This window comes from Pseudomonas sp. NPDC086251, from assembly GCF_044746405.1.
In the GTDB taxonomy this organism is placed as follows: domain Bacteria; phylum Pseudomonadota; class Gammaproteobacteria; order Pseudomonadales; family Pseudomonadaceae; genus Aquipseudomonas.
On sequence record NZ_JBIVBY010000018.1, the window covers coordinates 105,729 to 127,101 of the forward strand.

General features: G+C 60.7%; 15 protein-coding genes. 6 read left to right on the forward strand and 9 right to left on the reverse strand.

The genetic code is table 11. From position 1 onward, the window contains the following. Positions 1-39: 39 nt before the first annotated feature. The 4 genes from ACIPL2_RS21240 to ACIPL2_RS21255 form a co-directional block, all read right to left on the reverse strand. Positions 40-1,995 carry an acetyl/propionyl/methylcrotonyl-CoA carboxylase subunit alpha gene (locus ACIPL2_RS21240; protein WP_401359307.1) on the reverse strand — a complete coding sequence of 652 codons (1,956 nt, stop codon included), beginning with the start codon at positions 1,993-1,995 and terminating at the stop codon, positions 40-42. Further along, on the reverse strand, positions 1,995-2,810 hold the full coding sequence (locus ACIPL2_RS21245) for a gamma-carboxygeranoyl-CoA hydratase (protein WP_401359309.1): 816 nt from the start codon (positions 2,808-2,810) through the stop codon (positions 1,995-1,997). The genes ACIPL2_RS21240 and ACIPL2_RS21245 overlap by 1 nt, the downstream gene beginning before the upstream one ends. Before the next feature lie 119 nt (positions 2,811-2,929). Beyond that, positions 2,930-4,537: a carboxyl transferase domain-containing protein gene (locus ACIPL2_RS21250; protein ID WP_401359312.1), complete on the reverse strand. Its 1,608-nt coding sequence runs from the start codon at positions 4,535-4,537 to the stop codon at positions 2,930-2,932. 12 nt (positions 4,538-4,549) lie between these two features. Further along, positions 4,550-5,713, reverse strand: a complete 1,164-nt coding sequence (locus ACIPL2_RS21255; RefSeq protein ID WP_169374004.1) for an isovaleryl-CoA dehydrogenase — start codon at positions 5,711-5,713, stop codon at positions 4,550-4,552. A 290-nt stretch (positions 5,714-6,003) separates the two neighbouring features. Between ACIPL2_RS21255 and ACIPL2_RS21260 the strand changes: the two genes are divergently transcribed. Both ACIPL2_RS21260 and ACIPL2_RS21265 read left to right on the forward strand, forming a co-directional pair. Continuing rightward, positions 6,004-7,698, forward strand: coding sequence for an AMP-binding protein (locus tag ACIPL2_RS21260; RefSeq protein WP_401359314.1), 1,695 nt, complete (start codon positions 6,004-6,006; stop codon positions 7,696-7,698). A gap of 9 nt (positions 7,699-7,707) precedes the next feature. Further along, positions 7,708-7,986, forward strand: coding sequence for a hypothetical protein (locus ACIPL2_RS21265; protein WP_401359316.1), 279 nt, complete (start codon positions 7,708-7,710; stop codon positions 7,984-7,986). Positions 7,987-8,354: 368 nt separating this feature from the next. Here the strand turns inward: ACIPL2_RS21265 and ACIPL2_RS21270 are convergent, their stop codons facing one another. From ACIPL2_RS21270 to ACIPL2_RS21280, 3 genes are all read right to left on the reverse strand, one after another. After that, a complete protein-coding gene (locus ACIPL2_RS21270; protein WP_401359318.1) occupies positions 8,355-9,254 on the reverse strand; it encodes a hydroxymethylglutaryl-CoA lyase in 900 nt (299 codons plus the stop codon). A 129-nt stretch (positions 9,255-9,383) separates the two neighbouring features. Next, on the reverse strand, positions 9,384-9,782 hold the full coding sequence (locus ACIPL2_RS21275) for a MerR family DNA-binding transcriptional regulator (RefSeq protein ID WP_059406574.1): 399 nt from the start codon (positions 9,780-9,782) through the stop codon (positions 9,384-9,386). A 180-nt stretch (positions 9,783-9,962) separates the two neighbouring features. After that, positions 9,963-10,892 carry a LysR family transcriptional regulator gene (locus ACIPL2_RS21280; RefSeq protein ID WP_059406575.1) on the reverse strand — a complete coding sequence of 310 codons (930 nt, stop codon included), beginning with the start codon at positions 10,890-10,892 and terminating at the stop codon, positions 9,963-9,965. Between the two features lie 187 nt (positions 10,893-11,079). Between ACIPL2_RS21280 and ACIPL2_RS21285 the strand changes: the two genes are divergently transcribed. Then, the gene (locus ACIPL2_RS21285; protein ID WP_401359322.1) at positions 11,080-12,309 is read left to right on the forward strand and encodes an acyl-CoA dehydrogenase; all 1,230 of its coding nucleotides are present in this window, start codon (positions 11,080-11,082) and stop codon (positions 12,307-12,309) included. 125 nt (positions 12,310-12,434) lie between these two features. Here ACIPL2_RS21285 and ACIPL2_RS21290 read toward each other — a convergent pair whose 3' ends face one another. Continuing rightward, positions 12,435-13,775 carry a substrate-binding domain-containing protein gene (locus ACIPL2_RS21290; protein ID WP_401359325.1) on the reverse strand — a complete coding sequence of 447 codons (1,341 nt, stop codon included), beginning with the start codon at positions 13,773-13,775 and terminating at the stop codon, positions 12,435-12,437. Positions 13,776-13,981: 206 nt separating this feature from the next. Next, positions 13,982-14,794 carry an exodeoxyribonuclease III gene (xthA, locus tag ACIPL2_RS21295; RefSeq protein WP_027925073.1) on the reverse strand — a complete coding sequence of 271 codons (813 nt, stop codon included), beginning with the start codon at positions 14,792-14,794 and terminating at the stop codon, positions 13,982-13,984. Between the two features lie 321 nt (positions 14,795-15,115). Between xthA and ACIPL2_RS21300 the strand changes: the two genes are divergently transcribed. The 3 genes from ACIPL2_RS21300 to ACIPL2_RS21310 all read left to right on the forward strand — a co-directional run bounded on the left by ACIPL2_RS21300 (position 15,116) and on the right by ACIPL2_RS21310 (position 21,231). Further along, on the forward strand, positions 15,116-15,766 hold the full coding sequence (locus tag ACIPL2_RS21300; protein ID WP_401359327.1) for a GNAT family N-acetyltransferase: 651 nt from the start codon (positions 15,116-15,118) through the stop codon (positions 15,764-15,766). A 66-nt stretch (positions 15,767-15,832) separates the two neighbouring features. Then, positions 15,833-17,560, forward strand: coding sequence for an autotransporter assembly complex family protein (locus ACIPL2_RS21305; protein WP_401359329.1), 1,728 nt, complete (start codon positions 15,833-15,835; stop codon positions 17,558-17,560). Next, positions 17,557-21,231, forward strand: a complete 3,675-nt coding sequence (locus tag ACIPL2_RS21310) for a translocation/assembly module TamB domain-containing protein (RefSeq protein ID WP_401359331.1) — start codon at positions 17,557-17,559, stop codon at positions 21,229-21,231. The genes ACIPL2_RS21305 and ACIPL2_RS21310 overlap by 4 nt, the downstream gene beginning before the upstream one ends. Positions 21,232-21,373 lie beyond the last annotated feature (142 nt).

A 21,373-nucleotide genomic window follows, 5' to 3' on the forward strand; every position in this document is an offset into this window, starting at 1 on the left:
TCAGATCGGTCCTCGCAAGTCGTAGGACCGATCTTCGTTTCAGGCTTCTTCCAACTCGACCAGCGCACTGCCTTCGCTGACCATTTCGCCTTCCTGGCAATACAGCGCTTTGATAACGCCTGCGTGTGGCGCACGAATGCTGTGCTCCATCTTCATTGCTTCCAGCACCACCAACTGTGCACCGGCTTCGACCGTTTGCCCGACCTCGACCAAGACCCGCACGATGCTGCCGTTCATAGGCGCGGTGAGCCCGCCTTGATGGCTATGACTGGCTTCGACGGCACTGATCGGGTCATAAGACTCGATGCGGCGCAATTCACCTTCCCATTGCAGGTACACGAAATCACCACGGCGGATTGCCCGAAGCTGGCGGCGCACGCCATCGTGCTCGGTCAGCAATTGTTCGCCCTTGAGCTGTGCCGTGTGCGCATCGGACACGCCCAGAGTCAGCGCGCGGTCTTGTCCTTCGCAGCTCAAGTGCAGGGTGATTTCTGTCGGCAGGCCCGCGCGGAAACCGTTGCTGTTGGCCCACGGCGAACTCAGGTCATCGGCGCGGGTTGTACGCGGCTGGCTCTGGGCAAACGCCTGGGCGGCGGCTTGCCAGAACTCATCGCTAAGGTCGGCAGTTGCTGGCAGCAGTTGTTCCTGATAGCGCGGAATGAATCCGGTATCCAGTTCGGCGGCGGCAAACGCCGGGTGGCCGATGATCCGGCGCAGAAAGTTGATGTTGGTCTTGAGCCCGCCAATCGCAAATTCATCGAGCATGCTCAGCAGGCGCAAGCGCGCCTGTTCACGGTCCTCGCCCCAGGCAATCAGCTTGCCGAGCATCGGGTCGTAGAACGGCGAGATCTCATCGCCTTCCTCGACGCCACTGTCGACCCGTCGTCCCGGGCCTTCGGCGGATTCGCGATACAACTCCAGACGCCCGGTGGCGGGCAGGAAATCATGGCTCGGGTCTTCGGCATACAGCCGCACTTCGATCGCATGACCCACTAGCGGAACCTCGGCCTGTGTCATCGGCAGCGCTTCGCCACGGGCGACGCGTATCTGCCAGGCCACCAGGTCGAGGCCGGTGATGGCTTCGGTGACCGGGTGTTCGACTTGCAGGCGCGTGTTCATCTCCATGAAGAAGAACTCGCCGCGCGAATCCAGCAGAAACTCCACGGTACCGGCGCCGACGTAACCGATGGCCTGTGCCGAACGCACGGCGGCTTCGCCCATGGCGCGACGCAGTTCGGGGCTCAAACCGGGCGCCGGTGCTTCTTCGACGACTTTCTGGTGCCGACGCTGAATCGAGCAGTCGCGTTCGTTGAGGTACAGGCAGTTGCCGTGTTGATCGGCGAACACCTGGATCTCCACGTGGCGCGGCTTGAGCAGGTATTTCTCGACCAGCATCCGCGAATCGCCGAACGAGGATTTCGCTTCACGCTGGGCCGAGGCCAGGGCTTCGGCCAGTTGGCTGACGTCCTCGACCACCTTCATGCCTTTGCCTCCACCACCGGCCGTGGCTTTGAGCAGCACCGGATAACCGATGCGTTCGCAGGCATCGCGGAAGGTGTCGAGGTCTTGCGCTTCACCGTGATAGCCCGGCACCAGCGGCACGCCGGCGGTTTCCATCAAGGCTTTGGCGGCGGATTTGCTGCCCATTGCGTCGATGGCCGAGGCGGGTGGGCCGAGGAAAATCAGGCCCGCTGCTTCGATGGCGCGGGCGAACCCGGCGTTCTCGGAAAGAAAGCCATAACCCGGATGAACCGCCTGGGCGCCGCTGGCCTTGGCGGCGGCGATCAGTTTGTCGATTTGCAGGTAGCTGTCGGCGGCTTTACTGCCACCGAGGTCGACGCGGATATCCGCTTCGCGGCTGTGCCGGGCGTCACGGTCGGTGGCGCTGTGCACGGCCACGGTGGTCAGGCCCAGGGCCTTGGCGGTGCGCATCACGCGGCAAGCGATTTCGCCACGGTTGGCCACCAGCAGCGAGGTAATGACAGGTGCGCTCATCAACGCGGCTCCTTGGTGGTGGTTGCGGCTTGCCAGCTCGGCGGGCGTTTTTGCAGAAAGGCCCGCAGACCTTCCTGGCCTTCGGGACTGACGCGAATTCGGGCGATCGCGTTTTCGGTGTAGCGTCGCAGGGCCGGGGTCAGTGCACCGTTGCCGACTTCACGCAACAAGTCCTTGCTGACGCGCATGGCGGCCGGGCTGTTGAGCAGCAGGTTGTCGATCCACTGTTCGACGATCTGTTCCAGTTCAGTGGCCGGATAACTCTCGGACAACAGGCCGATTTCCCGTGCCCGTTGCCCGCGGAAACGTTCGGCGGTCAACGCGTAGCGCCGCGCCGCGCGTTCGCCAATGGCTTGCACCACGAACGGACTGATCACCGCCGGGGCCAGGCCGATGCGCACTTCCGACAGGCAGAACTGCGCGTCATCGGCACCGATGGCCATGTCGCAGCAACTGATCAGGCCCAGCGCGCCGCCAAATGCCGCGCCTTGCACAACGGCGAGGGTCGGGATTTTCAGCTTCGCGAGGTTGTACATTAACTCCGCCAGTTCCCGGGCGTCGTCGAGGTTGGTGTGGTAATCGAGTTCGGCCGATTGCTGCATCCAGGCCAGATCGGCGCCGGCGCTGAAGTGTTTGCCACGGCCGCGCACCAACAGGAATCGCAGGCTGGCATCGCTCGACACCTTGTCCAGGGCGAGGATCAGTTCGCGGATCATTTCGGCATTGAACGCGTTGTTCTTTTCTTCACGGCTGAGCCACAGGGTCGCAAAACCCCGTGGGTCGGTCAGCAGTTCGAGGGTGTTGAAGTCGCTCATGTGTTACGTCTCCACAACTCATTCGTGTAGGAGCGAGGCTTGCCCGCGAAAGCAATTTGTCAGTCACATCGATGCTGGATGTACCGACGCTTTCGCGGGCAAGCCTCGCTCCTACAGGATCACATCCGGAACACGCCGAAGCGGCTCGATTCGATTGGCGCGTTCAGCGACGCCGACAAGGCCAGGGCCAGTACATCGCGGGTCTGTGCCGGGTCGATGACGCCGTCGTCCCACAAGCGAGCGCTGGAATAATACGGATGCCCCTGCTCTTCGTACTGGTCGAGGATCGGTTGCTTGATCTCGGCTTCCTGCTCGGCGCTGAAACCCTGGCCACTGCGTTCGGCCTGTTCCCGCTTGACCTGCACCAGCACGCCGGCGGCTTGTTCGGCACCCATCACGCCGATCCGCGCGTTCGGCCACATCCACAGGAACCGCGGATCGTAAGCCCGGCCGCACATACCATAGTTGCCGGCGCCGAAACTGCCGCCGATGATCACGGTAAATTTTGGCACCTTGGCGCAGGCCACGGCGGTCACCAGTTTCGCGCCGTGCTTGGCGATGCCACCGGCCTCGTATTTCTGGCCGACCATGAAGCCGGTGATGTTTTGCAGGAACAGCAGCGGGATGCCACGCTGACAGGCCAGTTCGATGAAGTGCGCGCCTTTCTGCGCGGCCTCGGCGAAGAGGATGCCGTTGTTGGCGAGGATCGCGATCGGGTAGCCGTGCAAGTAGGCAAAGCCACACACCAGCGTCGTCCCGAACAGTGCCTTGAACTCGTCGAACACCGAACCGTCGACCAACCGCGAAATCACTTCGCGCACGTCGAACGGCTGCTTGGCGTCCGCCGAAACAACGCCGTACAACTCGTCACTGCTATAAAGCGGGGCGATTGGCGCGCGCTGCTGCACTTCGCCGAGCTTGCGCCAGTTGAGGTTGGCGATGCTGCGTCGGGCAATGGCCAAGGCGTGTTCGTCGCTCTCGGCATAATGGTCGGCGACCCCGGAAATCTTGCAGTGCACATCGGCACCGCCGAGGTCTTCGGCGCTGACCACTTCACCCGTGGCGGCTTTTACCAGCGGCGGGCCAGCAAGGAAAATCGTCGCTTGCTCGCGCACCATGATCGCTTCATCGGCCATGGCCGGCACATAAGCACCGCCGGCCGTGCACGAACCCATGACCACCGCGATCTGCGGAATGCCCATGGCGCTCATGTTGGCTTGGTTGAAGAAGATCCGGCCGAAGTGTTCGCGGTCCGGGAACACTTCATCCTGACGCGGCAGGTTGGCACCGCCCGAGTCCACCAGGTAAATGCACGGCAGGCGGTTTTGCTGGGCGATGGTCTGGGCGCGCAGGTGTTTTTTCACGGTCAGCGGGTAGTACGAACCACCTTTCACCGTGGCATCGTTGGCGACGATCATGCATTCGACGCCTTCCACACGGCCGATCCCGGCAATCACGCCAGCGGCTGGAACGTCTTCGCCGTATACCTCGTAGGCCGCCAATTGGCTGATCTCGAGAAACGGCGAGCCCGGATCGAGCAAACGATTGATGCGCTCGCGGGGCAGCAATTTGCCCCGCGAAGTGTGGCGTTCTTGAGCTTTCGGGCCGCCACCTTGCTGCACTTGGGCGAGCAGGGTATGCAGGGCGTCGACCTGTTTGAGCATCGCCGCGCTGTTGGCGGCGAACTCCGCCGAACGGGGGTTGAGCTGGGTATGCAGGATAGCCATGGACAGCTCCGTTTAGCGGGTTTCGTTGAACAGTTCGCGACCGATCAGCATGCGACGGATCTCACTGGTGCCGGCGCCGATTTCGTACAGCTTGGCGTCACGCAGCAGACGACCGGCCGGGAATTCGTTGATGTAGCCATTGCCACCGAGAATCTGGATCGCGTCGAGGGCCATTTGCGTGGCGCGTTCGGCGCTGTAAAGGATTACCCCGGCGGCGTCCTTGCGCGTGGTTTCGCCGCGTTCGCAAGCCTGGGCCACCGCATACAGGTAGGCGCGGCTGGCGTTGAGTTGGGTGTACATGTCGGCGACTTTGCCCTGGATCAGCTGGAATTCGCCGATGCTTTGGCCGAACTGCTTGCGGTCGTGAATGTACGGGACGATCAGGTCCATGCATGACTGCATGATCCCGGTCGGGCCGCCGGACAGCACGACGCGTTCGTAATCGAGGCCGCTCATCAGCACTTTCACGCCGCCGTTGAGCACGCCGAGGATGTTTTCTTCCGGCACTTCAACGTCGTCGAAGAACAGTTCGCAGGTGTTCGAGCCGCGCATGCCGAGCTTGTCGAATTTGTTGCTGCGGCTGAAGCCTTTGGAATCCCGTTCAACGATGAACGCGGTAATGCCGTGGGGGCCTTTTTCCAGGTCGGTCTTGGCGTAGATCACGTAGGTGTTGGCGTCCGGGCCGTTGGTGATCCAGGTCTTGCTGCCGTTCAGGACGTAATGATCGCCGCGTTTGTCGGCGCGCAGTTTCATCGACACCACGTCGGAACCGGCATTCGGCTCGCTCATGGCCAGGGCGCCGATGTGCTCGCCGCTGATCAGCTTCGGCAGGTATTTGCTTTTCTGCTCGTGATTGCCGTTGCGATTGATCTGGTTGACACAGAGGTTGGAGTGCGCGCCGTAGGACAGGGCGACCGAGGCCGAGCCACGGCTGATTTCTTCCATGATGACCACATGCGCCAGGTAACCCAGGCCAGCGCCGCCGTACTCTTCCGGCACGGTCACGCCGAGCAGGCCCATGTCGCCGAATTTGCGCCACAGGTCGGCGGGGAACAGGTTGTCGATGTCGATCTGAGCGGCGCGCGGGGCGATCTCTTTGGCGACGAAGGACTGAACCTGATCGCGCAGCATGTCGATGGTTTCACCGAGGGCAAAGTTCAGGGATGGGTAGCTCATGGGTCACCTTTTGGCTTTTTTGTAGGGCGGGGAGGGCTGTGATTTGGCTCTCACCTTTACGTTAACGTAAGCCTGTGACGAATGGCTGTCAATCACCCTTTACGTTAACGTCAACTTGAGCGAGAGTAGAGCCAGTTCATAAAGGTGAGCCAACCCTGTGGGAGCGGGCTTGCTCGCGAAAGCGGTTTGTCATTCAGCATTGATGTCGACTGATCCGACGCTTTCGCGAGCAAGCCCGCTCCCACAAGGGGTCGCCGTAATACCCACTAATAAAGACAATAGGGGTCGTCATGGATCAACCCAGTGCAAGCCCGCAGCGCAGCTATACCCGTGGTTCTCAGGAAAAATCGCTGCTGGCGATGACCATCGGTCAGGCATTCGATAACACCGTCGCCCAGTACCCGAACGGGGAGGCGCTGGTCGTGCGTCATCAACAGTTGCGCTATACGTGGCAGCTACTGTCCGCAGCCGTGGACTTACACGCCCGGGCGCTGTTGGCGTTGGGCTTGCAGGCCGGTGATCGTCTGGGCATCTGGGCACCGAACTGTGCCCAATGGTGCATCAGCCAGTTTGCCAGTGCGAAAATCGGCGTGATTCTGGTCAACATCAACCCGGCCTATCGCAGCTCCGAACTCGAATACGTATTGAAGCAATCCGGCTGCCAATGGCTGGTCTGCGCCGGTGCCTTCAAGACGTCCGACTACCACGCCATGCTGCAAGGCCTGGTGCCGGAACTGGCAGAGCAATCCATCGGCAAGTTGCAGTGCGAGCGCCTGCCGGAGTTGCGCGGAGTTATCAGCCTGGATGCGCAGCCACCTTCGGGTTTCCTGCCGTGGTCGCAACTGGCCGATCTGGCTAATGGCATCTCGGTTGAACACTTGCACGAACGCCAGGACAGTCTGCATTTCGACCAGGCGGTGAACATCCAGTACACCTCCGGCACCACCGGTTTCCCCAAGGGCGCCACCCTCAGTCACTACAACCTCCTCAACAACGGTTACATGGTCGGCGAAAGCCTCGGTTTGACCGCCAATGATCGGTTGGTGATTCCGGTGCCGCTGTATCACTGCTTCGGCATGGTCATGGGCAACCTCGGTTGCATCACCCACGGCAGCACGATGATTTACCCCAACGATGCGTTCGATCCGCTGCTGACCCTGAGCACCGTCGCCGAAGAAAAGGCCACCGCGCTCTACGGCGTACCGACCATGTTCATCGCCATGCTCGATCAGCCAAAACGCGCCGAATTCGATCTGTCGAGCCTGCGCACCGGGATCATGGCTGGGGCGACCTGTCCAATCGAGGTCATGCGCCGGGTCATCAGCGAAATGCACATGAGCGAAGTGCAGATTGCCTACGGCATGACGGAAACAAGTCCGGTGTCGTTGCAAACCGGTCCGTCAGACGAGCTGGAATTACGCGTTACCACTGTCGGCCGCACCCAGCCGCAACTGGAAAGCAAAATCATCGACGAAGCGGGCAACCTCGTGCCGCGCGGCACCATCGGTGAGCTGTGCACTCGCGGTTACAGCGTGATGCTCGGCTACTGGAACAATCCGCAAGGGACGGCGGAAGCCATTGACCAGGCGGGCTGGATGCACACCGGTGACTTGGCGAGCATGAACGACGAGGGCTACGTGTGCATTGCCGGGCGGAACAAAGACATGATCATCCGCGGCGGTGAGAATATTTACCCGCGCGAGCTGGAAGAGTTCTTCTTTACCCACCCGGCGGTGGCGGACGTGCAGGTGATCGGCATTCCGTGTTCGCGTTATGGCGAAGAGATTGTCGCCTGGATCAAGTTCCACCCCGGCCACAGCGCTACCGAGCAGGAACTGCAAGCCTGGTGCAAGGAGCGCATCGCGCATTTCAAGACACCGCGTCACTTCAAGTTCGTCGAGGAATTCCCGATGACCGTGACCGGCAAGATCCAGAAATTCCGGATGCGCGAGATAAGCATCGCGGAGCTCAAAGCGAAGCCGTAGGAGCGAGGCTTGCCCGCGAAGACGATTCATCATTCAACATTGATGTCGACTGAGCGGGCGCTTTCGCGGGCAAGCCTCGCTCCTACTGGTTTTGTAAAACGCAGACAGCACAAAGGGGAGCCGAAGCTCCCCTTTAATTTTGTCGTTGCGCGTGCTCTTTTTTTATTATTGAGGGGCGGTCTGTTTTTGTTTTTAGCAACCGTGACCCTTTACCGCTGTTTTTATCGATCCCCATCCGGGATCAAGAGCAAACGTATTTTTTTGAGCGCTGATCTACTTTTTCGCTGAGCGATCCAACCAGTTCGGGAGCTACCTGAAGGTAGTTTTATTGTTCTCTGCCCGGTTGCGGGTTACTTCGAAAAGCACCCTGAAAAGCACATCCTCTCCAAAAAAATCTGTTAGCTGCGTCTCTGCCGTGTTGTTTTTGTTATGTCAGAGTCGTTACGTCTTATTTTTATTAGGTTTGCCGCTTTTTTTGTTCTTGTTATGCAGTAGAGATAGCAGAAGCCGTGCCAACTTTTAAAAACCCTTTAAAATCAATAGTTTGTGATTTTGCAGGATTTTTCGTTCGGCCAAACGCCGGCATTTTGTTTCCGTGTTACTCGCTTTCGCCCACGTTCCTGAGGGTGCGGTAACACCCGGACACATCCACGCGCTCACTGTGCGCTGCGAGCCTTGGCCACGCGCGAACCAGTAGGGCGGCCCAGCACGCTGCAAATCTGTTGGCCGGCCACAATCAATGCGTCCAGGTCGATTCCGGTGTGGATGCCCAGGCCATTGAGCAGGTACACCACGTCTTCGGTGGCGACGTTACCGCTGGCGCCCTTGGCGTAGGGGCAGCCGCCAAGGCCGGCGATTGAACTGTCGAACACCGCGATGCCTTCGAGCAGGCTGGCGTAGATGTTGGCCATGGCCTGGCCGTAGGTGTCGTGGAAATGCCCGGCCAGTTTCTCCCGTGGCACCTCGGCCGAGACCACGTCGAACATCTTGCGGGTTGCGCCGGCGGTACCGGTGCCGATGGTGTCGCCGAGGGACACTTCGTAACAGCCCATGGCATAGAGCTCGCGGGCGACCCGGGCGACTTGTTCCGGTGCGACGTTACCTTCGTAGGGGCAGCCCAGCACACACGAAACGTAACCGCGCACGCTGACGCCATGCTGTTTGGCGGCGTCCATGATCGGCACGAAACGCTCCAGGCTTTCGCTGATCGAGCAATTAATGTTGCGCTGGGAAAACGCTTCGGACGCCGCCGCAAACACCGCGACTTCCTTGACCCCGGCGGCGATCGCGTCTTCAAACCCGCGCAGGTTGGGGGCGAGTGCGCCATAGGTCACGCCGGGCTTGCGCTGGATCTGCGCGAAGACCTCGGCGGAACCGGCCATCTGCGGCACCCATTTGGGCGAAACGAAACTGCCGACTTCTATATAGCCCAGGCCAGCAGCGGTCAGCGCGTCGACCAATTGCACCTTGTCCGCAACGCTGATGGGTTGGGCTTCGTTCTGCAAACCGTCGCGGGGACCGACTTCGACCAGGCGTACGTGAGTGGGTAGGGACATGGGAATCGACCTGTGCTGAGTGTCTGAATGCGGTGAGAATCCTGTAGGAGCAGAGCTTGCTCGCGAAAGCGGTATTTCCTTCAACATCGATGTCGGCTGACCTGACGCTTTCGCGAGCAAGCTCAGCTCCTACACGAGCTGCTGGCTTTTGATGGTCTGCTCCAACGCCTGGACGCAGCGCTCCTGCGCGGTGTCCAGTTCCAGCTTCATCTGCTCGATGTCGAGCATCTGTTGTTCCAGCTGTTCGCGACGCTCGGCGATTTTGGTCAGCATGGTTTGCAGCTGTTTCTGATTGCCGCCGGTCGGGTCGTAGAGTTCGATCAGTTCGCGGCATTCGGCCAGTGAAAAGCCGATGCGCTTGCCCCGCAAAATCAGCTTCAGGCTGACCTTGTCGCGGGGCGTATAGATGCGCTCCTGGCCACGGCGCTCGGGGCTGAGCAAGCCTTGCTCTTCATAAAAGCGAATGGCCCGGGTGGTGATGTCGAGCTCGCGGGCGAGGTCGGAAATGCTATAGGTCTGGCTGCTCATGGAAGCGCTCGAATAAGGTCATGGCGCTAAGCTAATGGCAGGTTGACGTTTACGTCAAGGGGCAGGGATTTATGGTGCGGCTGACGGCCCCTTCGCGGGCAAGCCTCGCTCCTACAGGTTTTGCACAATTCCTGTAGGAGCGAGGCTTGCCCGCGAAGAACGATGACGCGGTACAAAGCCCTACACCTTATCGAGCTTCTTCTCATGCGCCGTCACCTGCTGGCACAACTCGATCATCTGCTCGCGCATCCAGCGATTGGCCGGGTCCTGGTCGGTGCTTTCGTGCCAGTAAAGGTGGGTTTCCACCGGCGGCACATCATTGACCGGCAGATTAAACGCGTGCAACTCATGGCGACGGGCAAAGCGCTCCGGCACGGTCATGACCATGTCGGTCTGTTGCAACACTTGCGAGGCCATCAGGTAATGCTGGGAGCGCAAGGCGATCTTGCGCTGAATCCCCATCTTGCCCAGCGCCAGGTCGACATGCCCCAAGCCGCTGCGGCGGCTGGAAATGTGGATGTGCGTCAGCGACAGGTAATCATCGAGGGTGAACTTCTCCTTGCCCGCCAACGGATGACCCTTGCGCATCGCACACACGTACCGGTCTTCCATCAACTTGACGTGGCGCACTTGCGGGTCGGTGTTGAGCGGTGCATCCACGGCGAAGTCGAGGCGCCCGGCCGCCAGTTCCTTGGTGGTCTCGCGGCGCTTCGACAGGAAACTCTCGATGATCACCGTCGGCGCCAGGCGACGCAGGCGCTGGAACAACGGCGGCAGAATCACCGCTTCAGTGAGGTCGGTCATGCTGATGCGGTAGGTCTTGACCGCCTGCAACGGGTTGAAGATGCGGCTTTCCTGCACCGACACCCGCAGCAACGAAAGGGCGTTGCGCACCGGCCCGATAATGTTCTGGGCCATCGGCGTCGGGACCATGCCCTGAGCCGTGCGCACGAACAACGGATCGTTGAAGGTTTCGCGCAGTCGGGCCAGAGCGTTCGAAACCGCCGGTTGAGTAATGCCGACAATCTGTCCGGCGCGGGTCAGGTTGGCTTCGGTGTAGATCGCGTCGAAGACGATGAAAAGGTTGAGGTCGACCTTGCTCAGATTCATTGCGCTGCACTCTTATTGTTGGGGCGTTTTGATAAGGCCGGGGGCCTTGGCAATCACCCGATCATATATCGGTGATGAATGTTAATACACGCCGAGAATAGGCTAGGTAAATTTTCGTAGCTGTTCTAGCATCGATTCCATGACCTGAACAACCCCTCTCAACCCCCGTTAAAAGGTAGAGCTGCCCATGGATTTCGCTTATTCGCCGAAGGTGCAAGAACTGCGTGAGCGCGTGACCGCGTTCATGGACACCTACGTATATCCCGCCGAAGCCGTGTTCGAGCGCCAGGTCGCCGAGGGCGATCGCTGGCAGCCGACGGCCATCATGGAGGAGCTCAAACTCAAGGCCAAGGCGGAAGGCCTTTGGAATTTGTTTCTGCCTGAGTCGGAACTCGGCGCCGGCCTGACCAACCTCGAATACGCACCCCTGGCGGAAATCATGGGGCGTTCGCTGCTGGGCCCGGAGCCGTTCAACTGCTCCGCACCAGACACCGGCAACATGGAGGTGCTGGTGCGTTACGCCAACGAAGAACAGAAACAACGCTGGCTCGAACCGCTGTTGCGCGGCGAGATCCGCTCGGCGTTCGCCATGACCGAACCGGACGTTGCGTCCTCCGACGCCACCAACATGGCTGCCCGTGCCGTGCGCGATGGCGACGAGTGGGTGATCAACGGTAAAAAATGGTGGACCTCGGGCGCCTGCGACCCGCGCTGCAAAATCCTGATCTTCATGGGCCTGAGCAATCCCGACGCGCCGCGCCATGCCCAACACTCGATGATTCTGGTGCCGGTGGATGCCCCAGGCGTGAAAATCGTGCGTCCGCTGCCGGTGTTCGGCTACGACGACGCGCCGCACGGCCACGCTGAAGTGCTGTTCGAAAATGTCCGGGTACCGTACGAAAACGTCCTGTTGGGCGAAGGGCGCGGCTTCGAAATCGCTCAAGGTCGCCTTGGCCCTGGCCGGATTCACCACTGCATGCGTTCGATCGGCATGGCGGAGCGTGCGCTGGAGCTGATGTGCAAACGCGCGGTGAACCGTACGGCGTTCGGCAAACCGCTGGCTCGCCTGGGTGGCAACATCGACAAGATTGCCGATTCGCGGATGGAGATCGACATGGCGCGCCTGCTGACATTGAAAGCGGCGTACATGATGGACACCGTCGGCAACAAGATTGCCAAGAGCGAAATTGCGCAGATCAAGGTCGTCGCACCGAACGTCGCTTTGCGGGTGATCGACCGGGCGATCCAGATTCATGGCGGGGCCGGGGTGTCCAACGATTTCCCGCTGGCCTACATGTATGCCATGCAACGCACCCTGCGCCTGGCCGACGGCCCGGACGAAGTGCACCGCGCGGCGATCGGCAAGTTCGAGATCGGCAAGTACGTGCCTAAAGAAATGATGCGTAGCGGGCAGTAAGACCGCAGCGCCTGCCATTCGCGAGCAAGCCCGCTCCCACATTTGATCTCCAGTGTTCACACAATCAATGTGGGAGCGGGCTTGCTCGCGAAGGCGTCAGCCGATTCGTCACAGCAACATCTGACTCAATACACCCAAACCTCAACCCGCCGATTCTTGATCCGCCCCTCATCCGCGCTATTGGCCGCCACCGGCATCTCGGCGCCAAAGCCGCGAATCTCGCGAAACACCACGCCGCTTTTCACCAGTTCTCGCCGCACCGCCATGGCCCGCAACTTCGACAACAGATCGGCGCGCGCCGGGTCGCTCTTGGCATCGCCAAACCCCACCAGCGTCACCTCCCGGTTGGCCTTGTCGTGCTGCTTTATATAGTCGAGCACCCGCGACAGGTCCTGTCGGGCCTTGTTGTCCAGGCTGGCGCTGCCTTCCTCGAAGCGGAAATTCACCGACAGCCGTTGGGCATGACGACTGAGCGCCTGATAACCCTCAGGCATCAGCGCGTTCGGCGTGACGGCCATGGCCTGGACGGTCTGGGCAATAAAACCATTGGCGGCGACGATAGCCTGACCCTTGTTGCTCTGGGCGAATGCCACCAACGCTTCGGCCCAAGGGTTTTTCCCAGTGGGCGGCAAGTAAAAGAACAGCCGTCGCGACAACGGATAGTCTTCCGTGGCGATCAGGCTATACAGCGGCAACATCGCTTGGGATTGGCCATCAGCAATCGCCACGGCTTTGGCCTGGCGCACGTAAGGCAGGCCGATGAAACCGATGCCTTGCGGGTCCTGGCTGACGGCGTCGGACAATTGCTCGCTGGATTCGAAGCGTTTCGCCGCGCTGTGAAGCGTTTTCCCACGACGACTGAGGACCAATTCCTTGAAGGTGTCGTAGGTGCCGGATTGATCATCCCGCGCGTAGAGATGAATTGTCCCACCGCTGCCGCCGAGTTCTTCCCAGGTTTTGGCTTCGCCGCTGAAGATTCGCGCCAGTTGTTCGGTGTTGAGTTGGTTCAGCGGGTTGTGCGGATGCAGGATGATCGCCAGCCCATCGATGGCAATGACTTGCTCGGCGGCGTGGCTTTTCAAATCGCCCAGGGTTTTGAGGTCTGCCAGCTCGCTGTCCTTGATCGGACGCGACGAGGCGGCGAGGTCGGCGGTGAAGGCTTTCAGCGCTGTGAATCCGGTGCTGGAGCCGTGGGCTGCGACCTCCACCAGCACTCGCCGGCCTTGAGCGGTTTCGCCGATGACACGCAATTCGTTAACGGTGGCCGAGGCTTCGCTGTGCACCTTGAGCAGGCCCTGTTCGCGCATCAACCCTTCGACCAGCGCCGGGCCCAATGCCGCGCCGATGGTGTTGGAACCCTGGATGCGCAGCACGGGGCCGTTTTCGGGCATCGGCAAATCGCCGGCCGACGCCATCAACGGCTGCCAGACGCAGAGCATCAACAGGAACAACACGCGCAGCGTCATGCCAGCACCTTATAGAGCCAAAGGAAGTGCCGGGAGAATAAGTCAGTAAGGTTTCCGAAAGATGACAGTTTTCAAATGTGGGAGCGGCGGTGCGGCGATCCGACTTGCTCGCGAAGGCGGTTCATCATTCAACGTTGATGTCGACTGATCCACCGCCTTCGCGAGCAAGCCCGCTCCCACATTTGATATATGCAGGTCTGTAGGGATCAGCTCAACTCGAGCCAGATCGGCGCATGATCCGATGGTTTTTCCATTCCGCGCAGGTCGTAATCCACGCCGGCATCCTTGACCCGTGGCAGCAAGCCGTGGGACGCCATGATCAGGTCAATCCGCAGGCCACGCTTGGGTTCGTCTTCAAACCCGCGACTGCGGTAGTCGAACCAGCTGAAACGGTCGGCCACGTCCGGGTTCAGGTGGCGGAAGCTGTCCACCAGGCCCCAGTTCTTCAAACGCGCCATCCACTCGCGTTCCTCCGGCAGGAAGCTGCACTTGCCGGTTTTCAGCCAGCGTTTCATGTTGTCCGGGCCGATACCGATGTCGCAGTCTTCTGGGGAAATGTTCACGTCGCCCATCACTACCACTGGCTGGTCGTTGCTGAACTGGCTTTCCAGCAATTGCTGCAGATCGCTGTAAAAACGTTCCTTGGCCGGGAACTTGGTCGGGTGATCGCGGCTTTCGCCCTGTGGGAAATAGCCGTTCATAATGGTCACCGGCACGCCATTGGCGTCGGCGAACGTGCCCCAGATGAAGCGTCGCTGAGCGTCTTCTTCATCGGTGGCAAAACCTTTGTGCAGCGCCAGCGGTTCTTTACGCGAGAGCAGGGCGACGCCGTAATGGCCTTTTTGCCCATGGAAATACACGTGATAGCCCAGCGCCTGGACTTCGGCCAGCGGGAACTGGTCGTCGTGGACCTTGGTTTCCTGGAGGCCGATCACGTCTGGCTGGTGTTTCTCGATCAGCGCCGCCAGCTGATGCGGGCGAGCGCGCAGCCCGTTGATGTTGAAGGAGACGATCTTCATGGTCGGCAGTCCTGGCAAAAGGGCGATGCTAGCTGACATGTAGGAATGGGGCCAGTGTGGGGTGAGGTGATTCACTGTGTTCTGTCAGATCTATATGGGCAGTGCTGGCCTCTTCGCGAGCAAGCCCGCTCCCACACTGGATCTTTGTAAGGACCCTGAAATCGCCAGTCTGGTCTATACCTTTGTGGGAGCGAGCCTGCTCGCGATGACGGCTCAAGCCGCAACACTGATTCGGATCAGCAAGGAACTGTGCCGCTGCTTATAGGCTCGTACCAAGAAGAGCGCAGTCATTTGAGCTGTGCCCCGGGGAGAAATACCGTTATGCCCGAAACCTCGACCGCCATCGCCGATATTCACATGCTCGACAGTGGCTACTCCCGCGAAGCCCGCTCCCTGTTGTACCAGGCCTACCGGCACGAGCCGACCTTCGGCTATCTGTTCGAAGCTGAACGCCCCGGTTATGAACAGCGGGTGCGCGCCACCGTGCGCGAACTGGTCAAGCAGCATTTTCTGCAGGACTTGCCCGCCATCGGCCTGCTGGTCAACGACCGGTTGATCGGCATTGCGCTGATCGCACCGCCGCAACGGCGCCTGGGCATCACTGAAAGCTGGGCATGGCGTTTGCGGATGGTGCTCAGCACCGGCTTTCGCTGCACCCGCCGCTACCTCGAATACCACGATGCCGTGATGGCGTGCGTGCCGTCCGACTCGGTGCACTTGCTGCCGCTGCTGGGGATTCATCCGCAATTCCAGGGCAAGCACTTCGGCGAACAACTGCTGCAAGCGGTGCACAACTGGTGCGCGGTCGATGAGCATTCTCAGGGGGTGGTGCTCGATACCGGGAATCCTCGTTATCTGGCGTTCTATAAACGCCAGGGCTATGAGGAAATCGGCGAGGTCGCCGTAGGACCGATCCGCGAGCACGTGTTTTTCCACGCCAATCCCCAGGTGGTGCAAACCGCCAGCGCATAGAGGGTCGAACTTTCCGCGCACGCCAGGCTCTATCACGCTCCCACGCTCGTGATAGCATCCGCGCCTATGAAGTTTCCAGGAAGAATTACCAGTGGCGTGCTGATGCTGATTACCAGCTGCACGGCGCTGGCGCAAAGTGAATTGGATGTGCGGATCAAACCGTCCAACGATGAACTGAAGGCCAATATAGAGGGCTATATTGGCAGCCTCGGCGATCGAGATGAAGAAGCCTTGTTGCGCTTCAGTCGTGGCGCCGAGGAACAGGCGCGCAAGGCCGCCCAGGCCTTGGGGTATTACCAACCGCAGATCGACACCGACGTGAAGGGCGGCAAGACGCCGCGCCTGATCCTCAACATTGATCCTGGCGAACCGATCCATTTGCGCAACGTCATCGTGCGCGTCGACGGACCGGCCGCATCGCTCAAAGCCTTTCGTGTGCCCAAAAGCAATGCGCTGAAAACCGGCGCCGTGCTCAACCACGGCCATTACGAAGACGCCAAACGACTGATCCAGAACCAGGCCTCGCGCTACGGTTTTTTCAGCGGCTACTTTTCCAGTCAGAAACTGTTGGTCGACCCCCGCGCTGGCGTCGCCGACATCGAACTTATCTACAACAGCGGCCCGCGTTATTCACTGGGCAAGGTCAGTTTCGAGGGCGACACGCCGTTCGACGAAGACTTGCTCAAACGCATGGTGCCGTTCAAGCAAGGCGCGCCTTACGACTCCGAACTGATCGCCGAACTCAATCAGGCGATGCAATCGAGCGGCTATTTCGAAAGTGTGCGGGTCGACGCGGCACCGACCGCGGCGAAGAACGATGTGATCCCGGTCGAGGTTAAACTCGAAACCCGCAAACCACGGACCATGGGCCTCGGGCTCGGTTATTCCACCGACGTCGGCCCACGGGTCAAGGCCAACTGGACCCGGCACTGGGTCAATCCCCAAGGGCACAGCTACGGCTGGGAGACTGAAGTCTCGGCGCCCCGGCAGAACGTCGGGGTGTTCTACGACATTCCCCTGGACCCGCCGCTGACCGACAAACTGCGCTTCGCCGGGGGTTACCAGAATGAAGAAATCGCCGACAAGGACTCCCTCAGCAAACTGCTGACCGTCGGTCCCGAGTGGCACAGCAAGTTGCCCAGCGGCTGGCAGCGGGTGGTGTCGCTGAAGTGGCAGCGCGAGGAATACCGGCTCGGCGACGACTCTGGGCTCAGCACCTTACTGATGCCGGGCGTCAGCTATTCCTACTTGAAAAGCGATAACCGCATCGACCCGCACAACGGCTATCGCCTGGCGTTCGAGACCAAAGTCGCCAAAGAGGGTTTGGGTTCCGATAACAATCTGATTTACGGCACGGCACTGGTGAAAGGCCTGACCACGGTCTTCGACAAACACCGCTTCCTCGGTCGTGTGCAGGTCGGCGGCAGCGCCACCAACGGCTACAAATCGGTGCCGCCGTCGCTGCGCTTCTTCGCCGGTGGCGATCAGAGCGTGCGCGGTTACGACTACCAAAGCCTGTCCCCGGAAAACTCCGAGGGCGACCGCATCGGTGGCCGCTACATGGTCGCCGGCAGCGTCGAGTATCAATACTCGGTCGCTGAAAAATGGCGGGTCGCGACCTTCATCGACCAGGGCAACTCCTTTAATACCCTTGAACTGCCAAACCTCAAGACCGGCGTCGGTATCGGCGTGCGTTGGGTCTCGCCAGTGGGGCCGATTCGCCTGTACCTGGCCCACGCGATGGACGACGACGGCGGCATTCGATTGCACTTTTCCATGGGGCCTGAGCTGTGAAGCGTGGTTTGAAAATAACGCTGCTGGCGATTCTGGCGCTGCTGATGCTGGTCGTCCTGAGTGTGGCCACGGTGCTCGGTACGGCGACGGGCAGCCGCTGGGCGCTGGGGTTTGTGCCGGGTTTGACCCTGGACAACTTTCAGGGCCGGCTGGGCGGACAGTGGAGCGCCGACCATGTGCTGTGGCAGCAGGACACCAGCCGGGTTGAGCTGAACAAAGTCATTTTCGCCTGGTCGCCGTTGTGCCTGACGCGCATGACCCTGTGCATCGAACAGCTCAAGGCTGATCAGGTCAGCCTGCAATTCCCGCCCGGCACAGAAGAGGACAGCGGCGGGCCGATCACGCTTCCGGATTTGAAATTGCCACTGGCCATCGAACTGGGTGACGTCCAGGTCGGCAGCCTGCTGTTCAACGGCAGCGAAGCACTCAAGGGCCTGCAACTGGCAGCACACTGGACAGTTAACGGTTTGCAGATCGACTCGGTGAAATTGCAGCGCGACGAGCTGAGCCTGAATCTGTCTGGCTTGCTGCAACCGAGCGGCAACTGGCCGCTGAAAGCTGAAGGCAAACTGACTCTGCCGGCGCCGGGCACCGAGCCTTGGGCGCTGGCCTTGAAAGTCGACGGCGATTTGCTGAAAACCCTGAACCTGAAAGCGGACAGCAGCGGTTACCTCAACGGGAAACTGACCGGCGAACTGCAACCGCTGGTGGACAACTTGCCGGCCAAAGTGCGGATCACCGCCGACGGCTTCAAGGCCAGCGCCGATCTGCCGGACACTTTGCTACTCAATCAACTGGAACTCACCGGCGTTGGTGACCTGAAAAACGGCTACCAATTGCACGGCACCGCTTCATTGCCCGCAGAAGCCGGCCCGGTCGCGCTGATGCTGAACGGCAAGGTCGACGCCAACGGCGCACAGATCGCCGCGCTCGATCTGACGGCCAACGACAAGCAAAGCCTCAAGCTCACCGGTAACCTCGACTGGAGCAAAGGCCTCAGCGCCAATGCCAAAATCGATTGGCTGGATTTCCCATGGCATCGCCTCTATCCGCTGATCGACGAGCCGGAAGTGGCGTTGCGCAGCTTCAACGGTGAAGTCTCCTACACCGATGGCAAATACATCGGCAACTTCAAAGCCGCACTCGATGGCCCGGCCGGCGCATTCAGCCTGACCAGCCCGTTCAGCGGCGACCTGACGACAATCTACCTGCAACAAATTCAACTGGTGGCTGGGCAGGGCAAGGCCGAAGGGCACCTGAACCTGCAATTCGCCGATGGCCTCGCCTGGGACACCGCGCTGGACCTGTCGGCGATCAACCCGGCGTACTGGGTTGCGGAACTGCCGGGCATCCTGGCCGGGCCGCTGCGCAGCAAAGGCGAGTTCAAGAATGAGAAACTCAGCCTCAGCGCCGACCTGGATTTGAAGGGCAAACTGCGTGGCCAGCCCGCCGTTCTCCAGGCCAAGGCTGACGGCGCCGGCGAGCAATGGAACCTCAACGCGTTGCAGATTCGCCTGGGCGACAACAGCATCACCGGCAAGGGCAGCCTGCAACAGAAACTCGCCGGCCAGATCGATATCAAGCTGTCGCGCCTGGCCCAGCTCTGGCCGCAATTGCGCGGTCAGCTCAATGGCCGCATTGATGTCGCCGGCACGCTCAAGGCGCCGCAAGGCAAGCTCGGGTTGCAAGGCACGCAACTGGCGTTTGCCGACAATCGCCTGCAAAGCCTGAACCTCGACGCCACCCTCGACAGCGTGCAACGGGCCAAGATCGACCTCAAGGGCAGCGGGATTCAGGCCGGTGACACGTCGCTGGGCACGCTGACCGCCAGTGGCCAGGGCGATATCAAAAACCAGAAGCTTGCCCTCGACCTGCAAGGACCGAAGCTGAAACTCGCGCTCGGCCTCGATGGCAGTCTGGACCAAGGCAACTGGCGCGGACGCCTGGCCAGTGGCGATATCCAGGCCGGCGGTCAGGACTGGAAGCTGCAAGGTCCGGCGAAGCTGGAACGGCTGGCGGACGGCAAGATCAACTTTGGCGCCCATTGCTGGACCTCCGGCACGGCCAGCCTGTGCGGTGAAGACCAGCGCCTGATGCCGGAGCCGAAGCTGCGTTACCACCTCAAACAATTCCCGATCGACAGCCTGGCGCAATGGTTGCCGAAGGATTTCGCCTGGAAGGGCCGGCTCAATGCCGACCTGCAACTGGACCTGCCGGCCAGCGGCCCGAACGGCCAGGTCAGCATCGATGCCAGCGGCGGCACCTTGCGCGTGAAGGAAAAGGATCAGTGGCTGGACTTCCCGTACCAGACCCTGATCCTCACCAGCAAACTCACGCCCAAGCGCATCGACACCGACCTCAACTTCGTCGGTGGCAAGCTTGGCGAACTGAGGGTGCAGGCGCAGATCAATCCATTGCCGGCGAACAAACCGCTGACCGGTTCGTTCCGCTTGAATGGCCTGGACCTGTCCGTGGCGCGGCCGTTTGTGCCGATGGTCGAGAAGCTCACTGGACGCTTGAATGGCAGCGGCACGATTGCCGGTACGCTGATGGCGCCGCAAATCAACGGCAATCTGCTGCTCAGCGACGGCGAGGTGTCCGGGCCTGAACTGCCGATGGAGCTTCAGGCCTTGCAACTGCGTGCGGTGATTGCTGGCGAAACCGTTCAAGTGGACGGCGGCTGGAAAAGCGGCAAGAGCGGGCAGGGCAGTCTGAACGGCAATATCGCCTGGGGTCAGGCACTGGTGGTGGATCTGACGCTCAAGGGTTCGCAATTGCCGGTCACCGTCGAGCCATACGCCAAGCTGGAAGTGGCGCCGGACCTGAAGATTTCACTGAAGGACGACAAACTGGCGATCGTCGGCAAAGTGCTGGTGCCCAAAGGCGAGATCACCGTGCGCGAGCTGCCGCCGTCGACGGTCAAGCTTTCGGATGACACGGTGATCGTCGGTCAGCAGACCGAAGAGGGCAAACCGCCGATGGCCATGGCGATGGACATCGATGTGGTCGTCGGGCAGGACAAGTTGAGCTTTGCCGGGTTTGGCCTCACCGCCAATCTGCAAGGCCATGTGCACATCGGCGACAACCTCGACACCCGTGGCGAGCTCTGGCTCAACGACGGGCGTTATCGCGCCTACGGTCAACGGCTAACGGTGCGCCGGGCGCGCTTGCTGTTTGCCGGGCCGATTGATCAGCCGTACCTGGACATCGAAGCGATTCGCCAGACCGACGACATCATCGCCGGCATTCGCCTGAGCGGCAGCGCCGAGCAGCCGACCACGCAAATCTTCTCCGAACCGGCCATGAGCCAGGAGCAGGCATTGTCCTATCTGGTGCTGGGGCGTCCGTTGGCCAGTAGCGGCGAAGACAACAACATGCTCGCCCAGGCGGCGCTCGGGTTGGGCTTGATGGGCAGTTCGGGGGTGACCAGCGGCCTGGCGAAAAACCTCGGGATTCAGGATTTCCAGCTCGATACCGAAGGTAGCGGCAACGCCACCAGCGTGGTCGCCAGCGGCAATATCTCCGAGAAACTCAGCCTGCGTTATGGCGTGGGCGTGTTCGAGCCGGCCAACACGATTGCCTTGCGCTACAAGCTGAGCAAGAAGGTCTACCTCGAAGCAGCGGGCGGCGTCGCCAGCTCGCTCGACATCTTCTACAAGCGGGATTTCTAGACTCCGCTCTCTCCAGAACCGAGGCGCTCCTTTCGCGAGCAAGCCCGCTCCCACATTTGATCTGCGGCGTACACAAATCAAATGTGGGAGCGGGCTTGCTCGCGAAGGCGGCAGTGCATCCACCAAAAATCCATAGCCATTT

Bases quoted from the DNA above. Each gene is read 5' to 3' on its own strand.
- ACIPL2_RS21240 (WP_401359307.1), bottom strand. From the start codon at position 1,995: ATGAGCGCACCTGTCATTACCTCGCTGCTGGTGGCCAACCGTGGCGAA.
- ACIPL2_RS21285 (WP_401359322.1), top strand. From the start codon at position 11,080: ATGGATTTCGCTTATTCGCCGAAGGTGCAAGAACTGCGTGAGCGCGTG.
- ACIPL2_RS21250 (WP_401359312.1), bottom strand. From the start codon at position 4,537: ATGGCTATCCTGCATACCCAGCTCAACCCCCGTTCGGCGGAGTTCGCC.
- ACIPL2_RS21275 (WP_059406574.1), bottom strand. From the start codon at position 9,782: ATGAGCAGCCAGACCTATAGCATTTCCGACCTCGCCCGCGAGCTCGAC.
- xthA (WP_027925073.1), bottom strand. From the start codon at position 14,794: ATGAAGATCGTCTCCTTCAACATCAACGGGCTGCGCGCTCGCCCGCAT.
- ACIPL2_RS21300 (WP_401359327.1), top strand. From the start codon at position 15,116: ATGCCCGAAACCTCGACCGCCATCGCCGATATTCACATGCTCGACAGT.
- ACIPL2_RS21270 (WP_401359318.1), bottom strand. From the start codon at position 9,254: ATGTCCCTACCCACTCACGTACGCCTGGTCGAAGTCGGTCCCCGCGAC.
- ACIPL2_RS21280 (WP_059406575.1), bottom strand. From the start codon at position 10,892: ATGAATCTGAGCAAGGTCGACCTCAACCTTTTCATCGTCTTCGACGCG.
- ACIPL2_RS21260 (WP_401359314.1), top strand. From the start codon at position 6,004: ATGGATCAACCCAGTGCAAGCCCGCAGCGCAGCTATACCCGTGGTTCT.
- ACIPL2_RS21305 (WP_401359329.1), top strand. From the start codon at position 15,833: ATGAAGTTTCCAGGAAGAATTACCAGTGGCGTGCTGATGCTGATTACC.
- ACIPL2_RS21255 (WP_169374004.1), bottom strand. From the start codon at position 5,713: ATGAGCTACCCATCCCTGAACTTTGCCCTCGGTGAAACCATCGACATG.
- ACIPL2_RS21290 (WP_401359325.1), bottom strand. From the start codon at position 13,775: ATGACGCTGCGCGTGTTGTTCCTGTTGATGCTCTGCGTCTGGCAGCCG.
- ACIPL2_RS21245 (WP_401359309.1), bottom strand. From the start codon at position 2,810: ATGAGCGACTTCAACACCCTCGAACTGCTGACCGACCCACGGGGTTTT.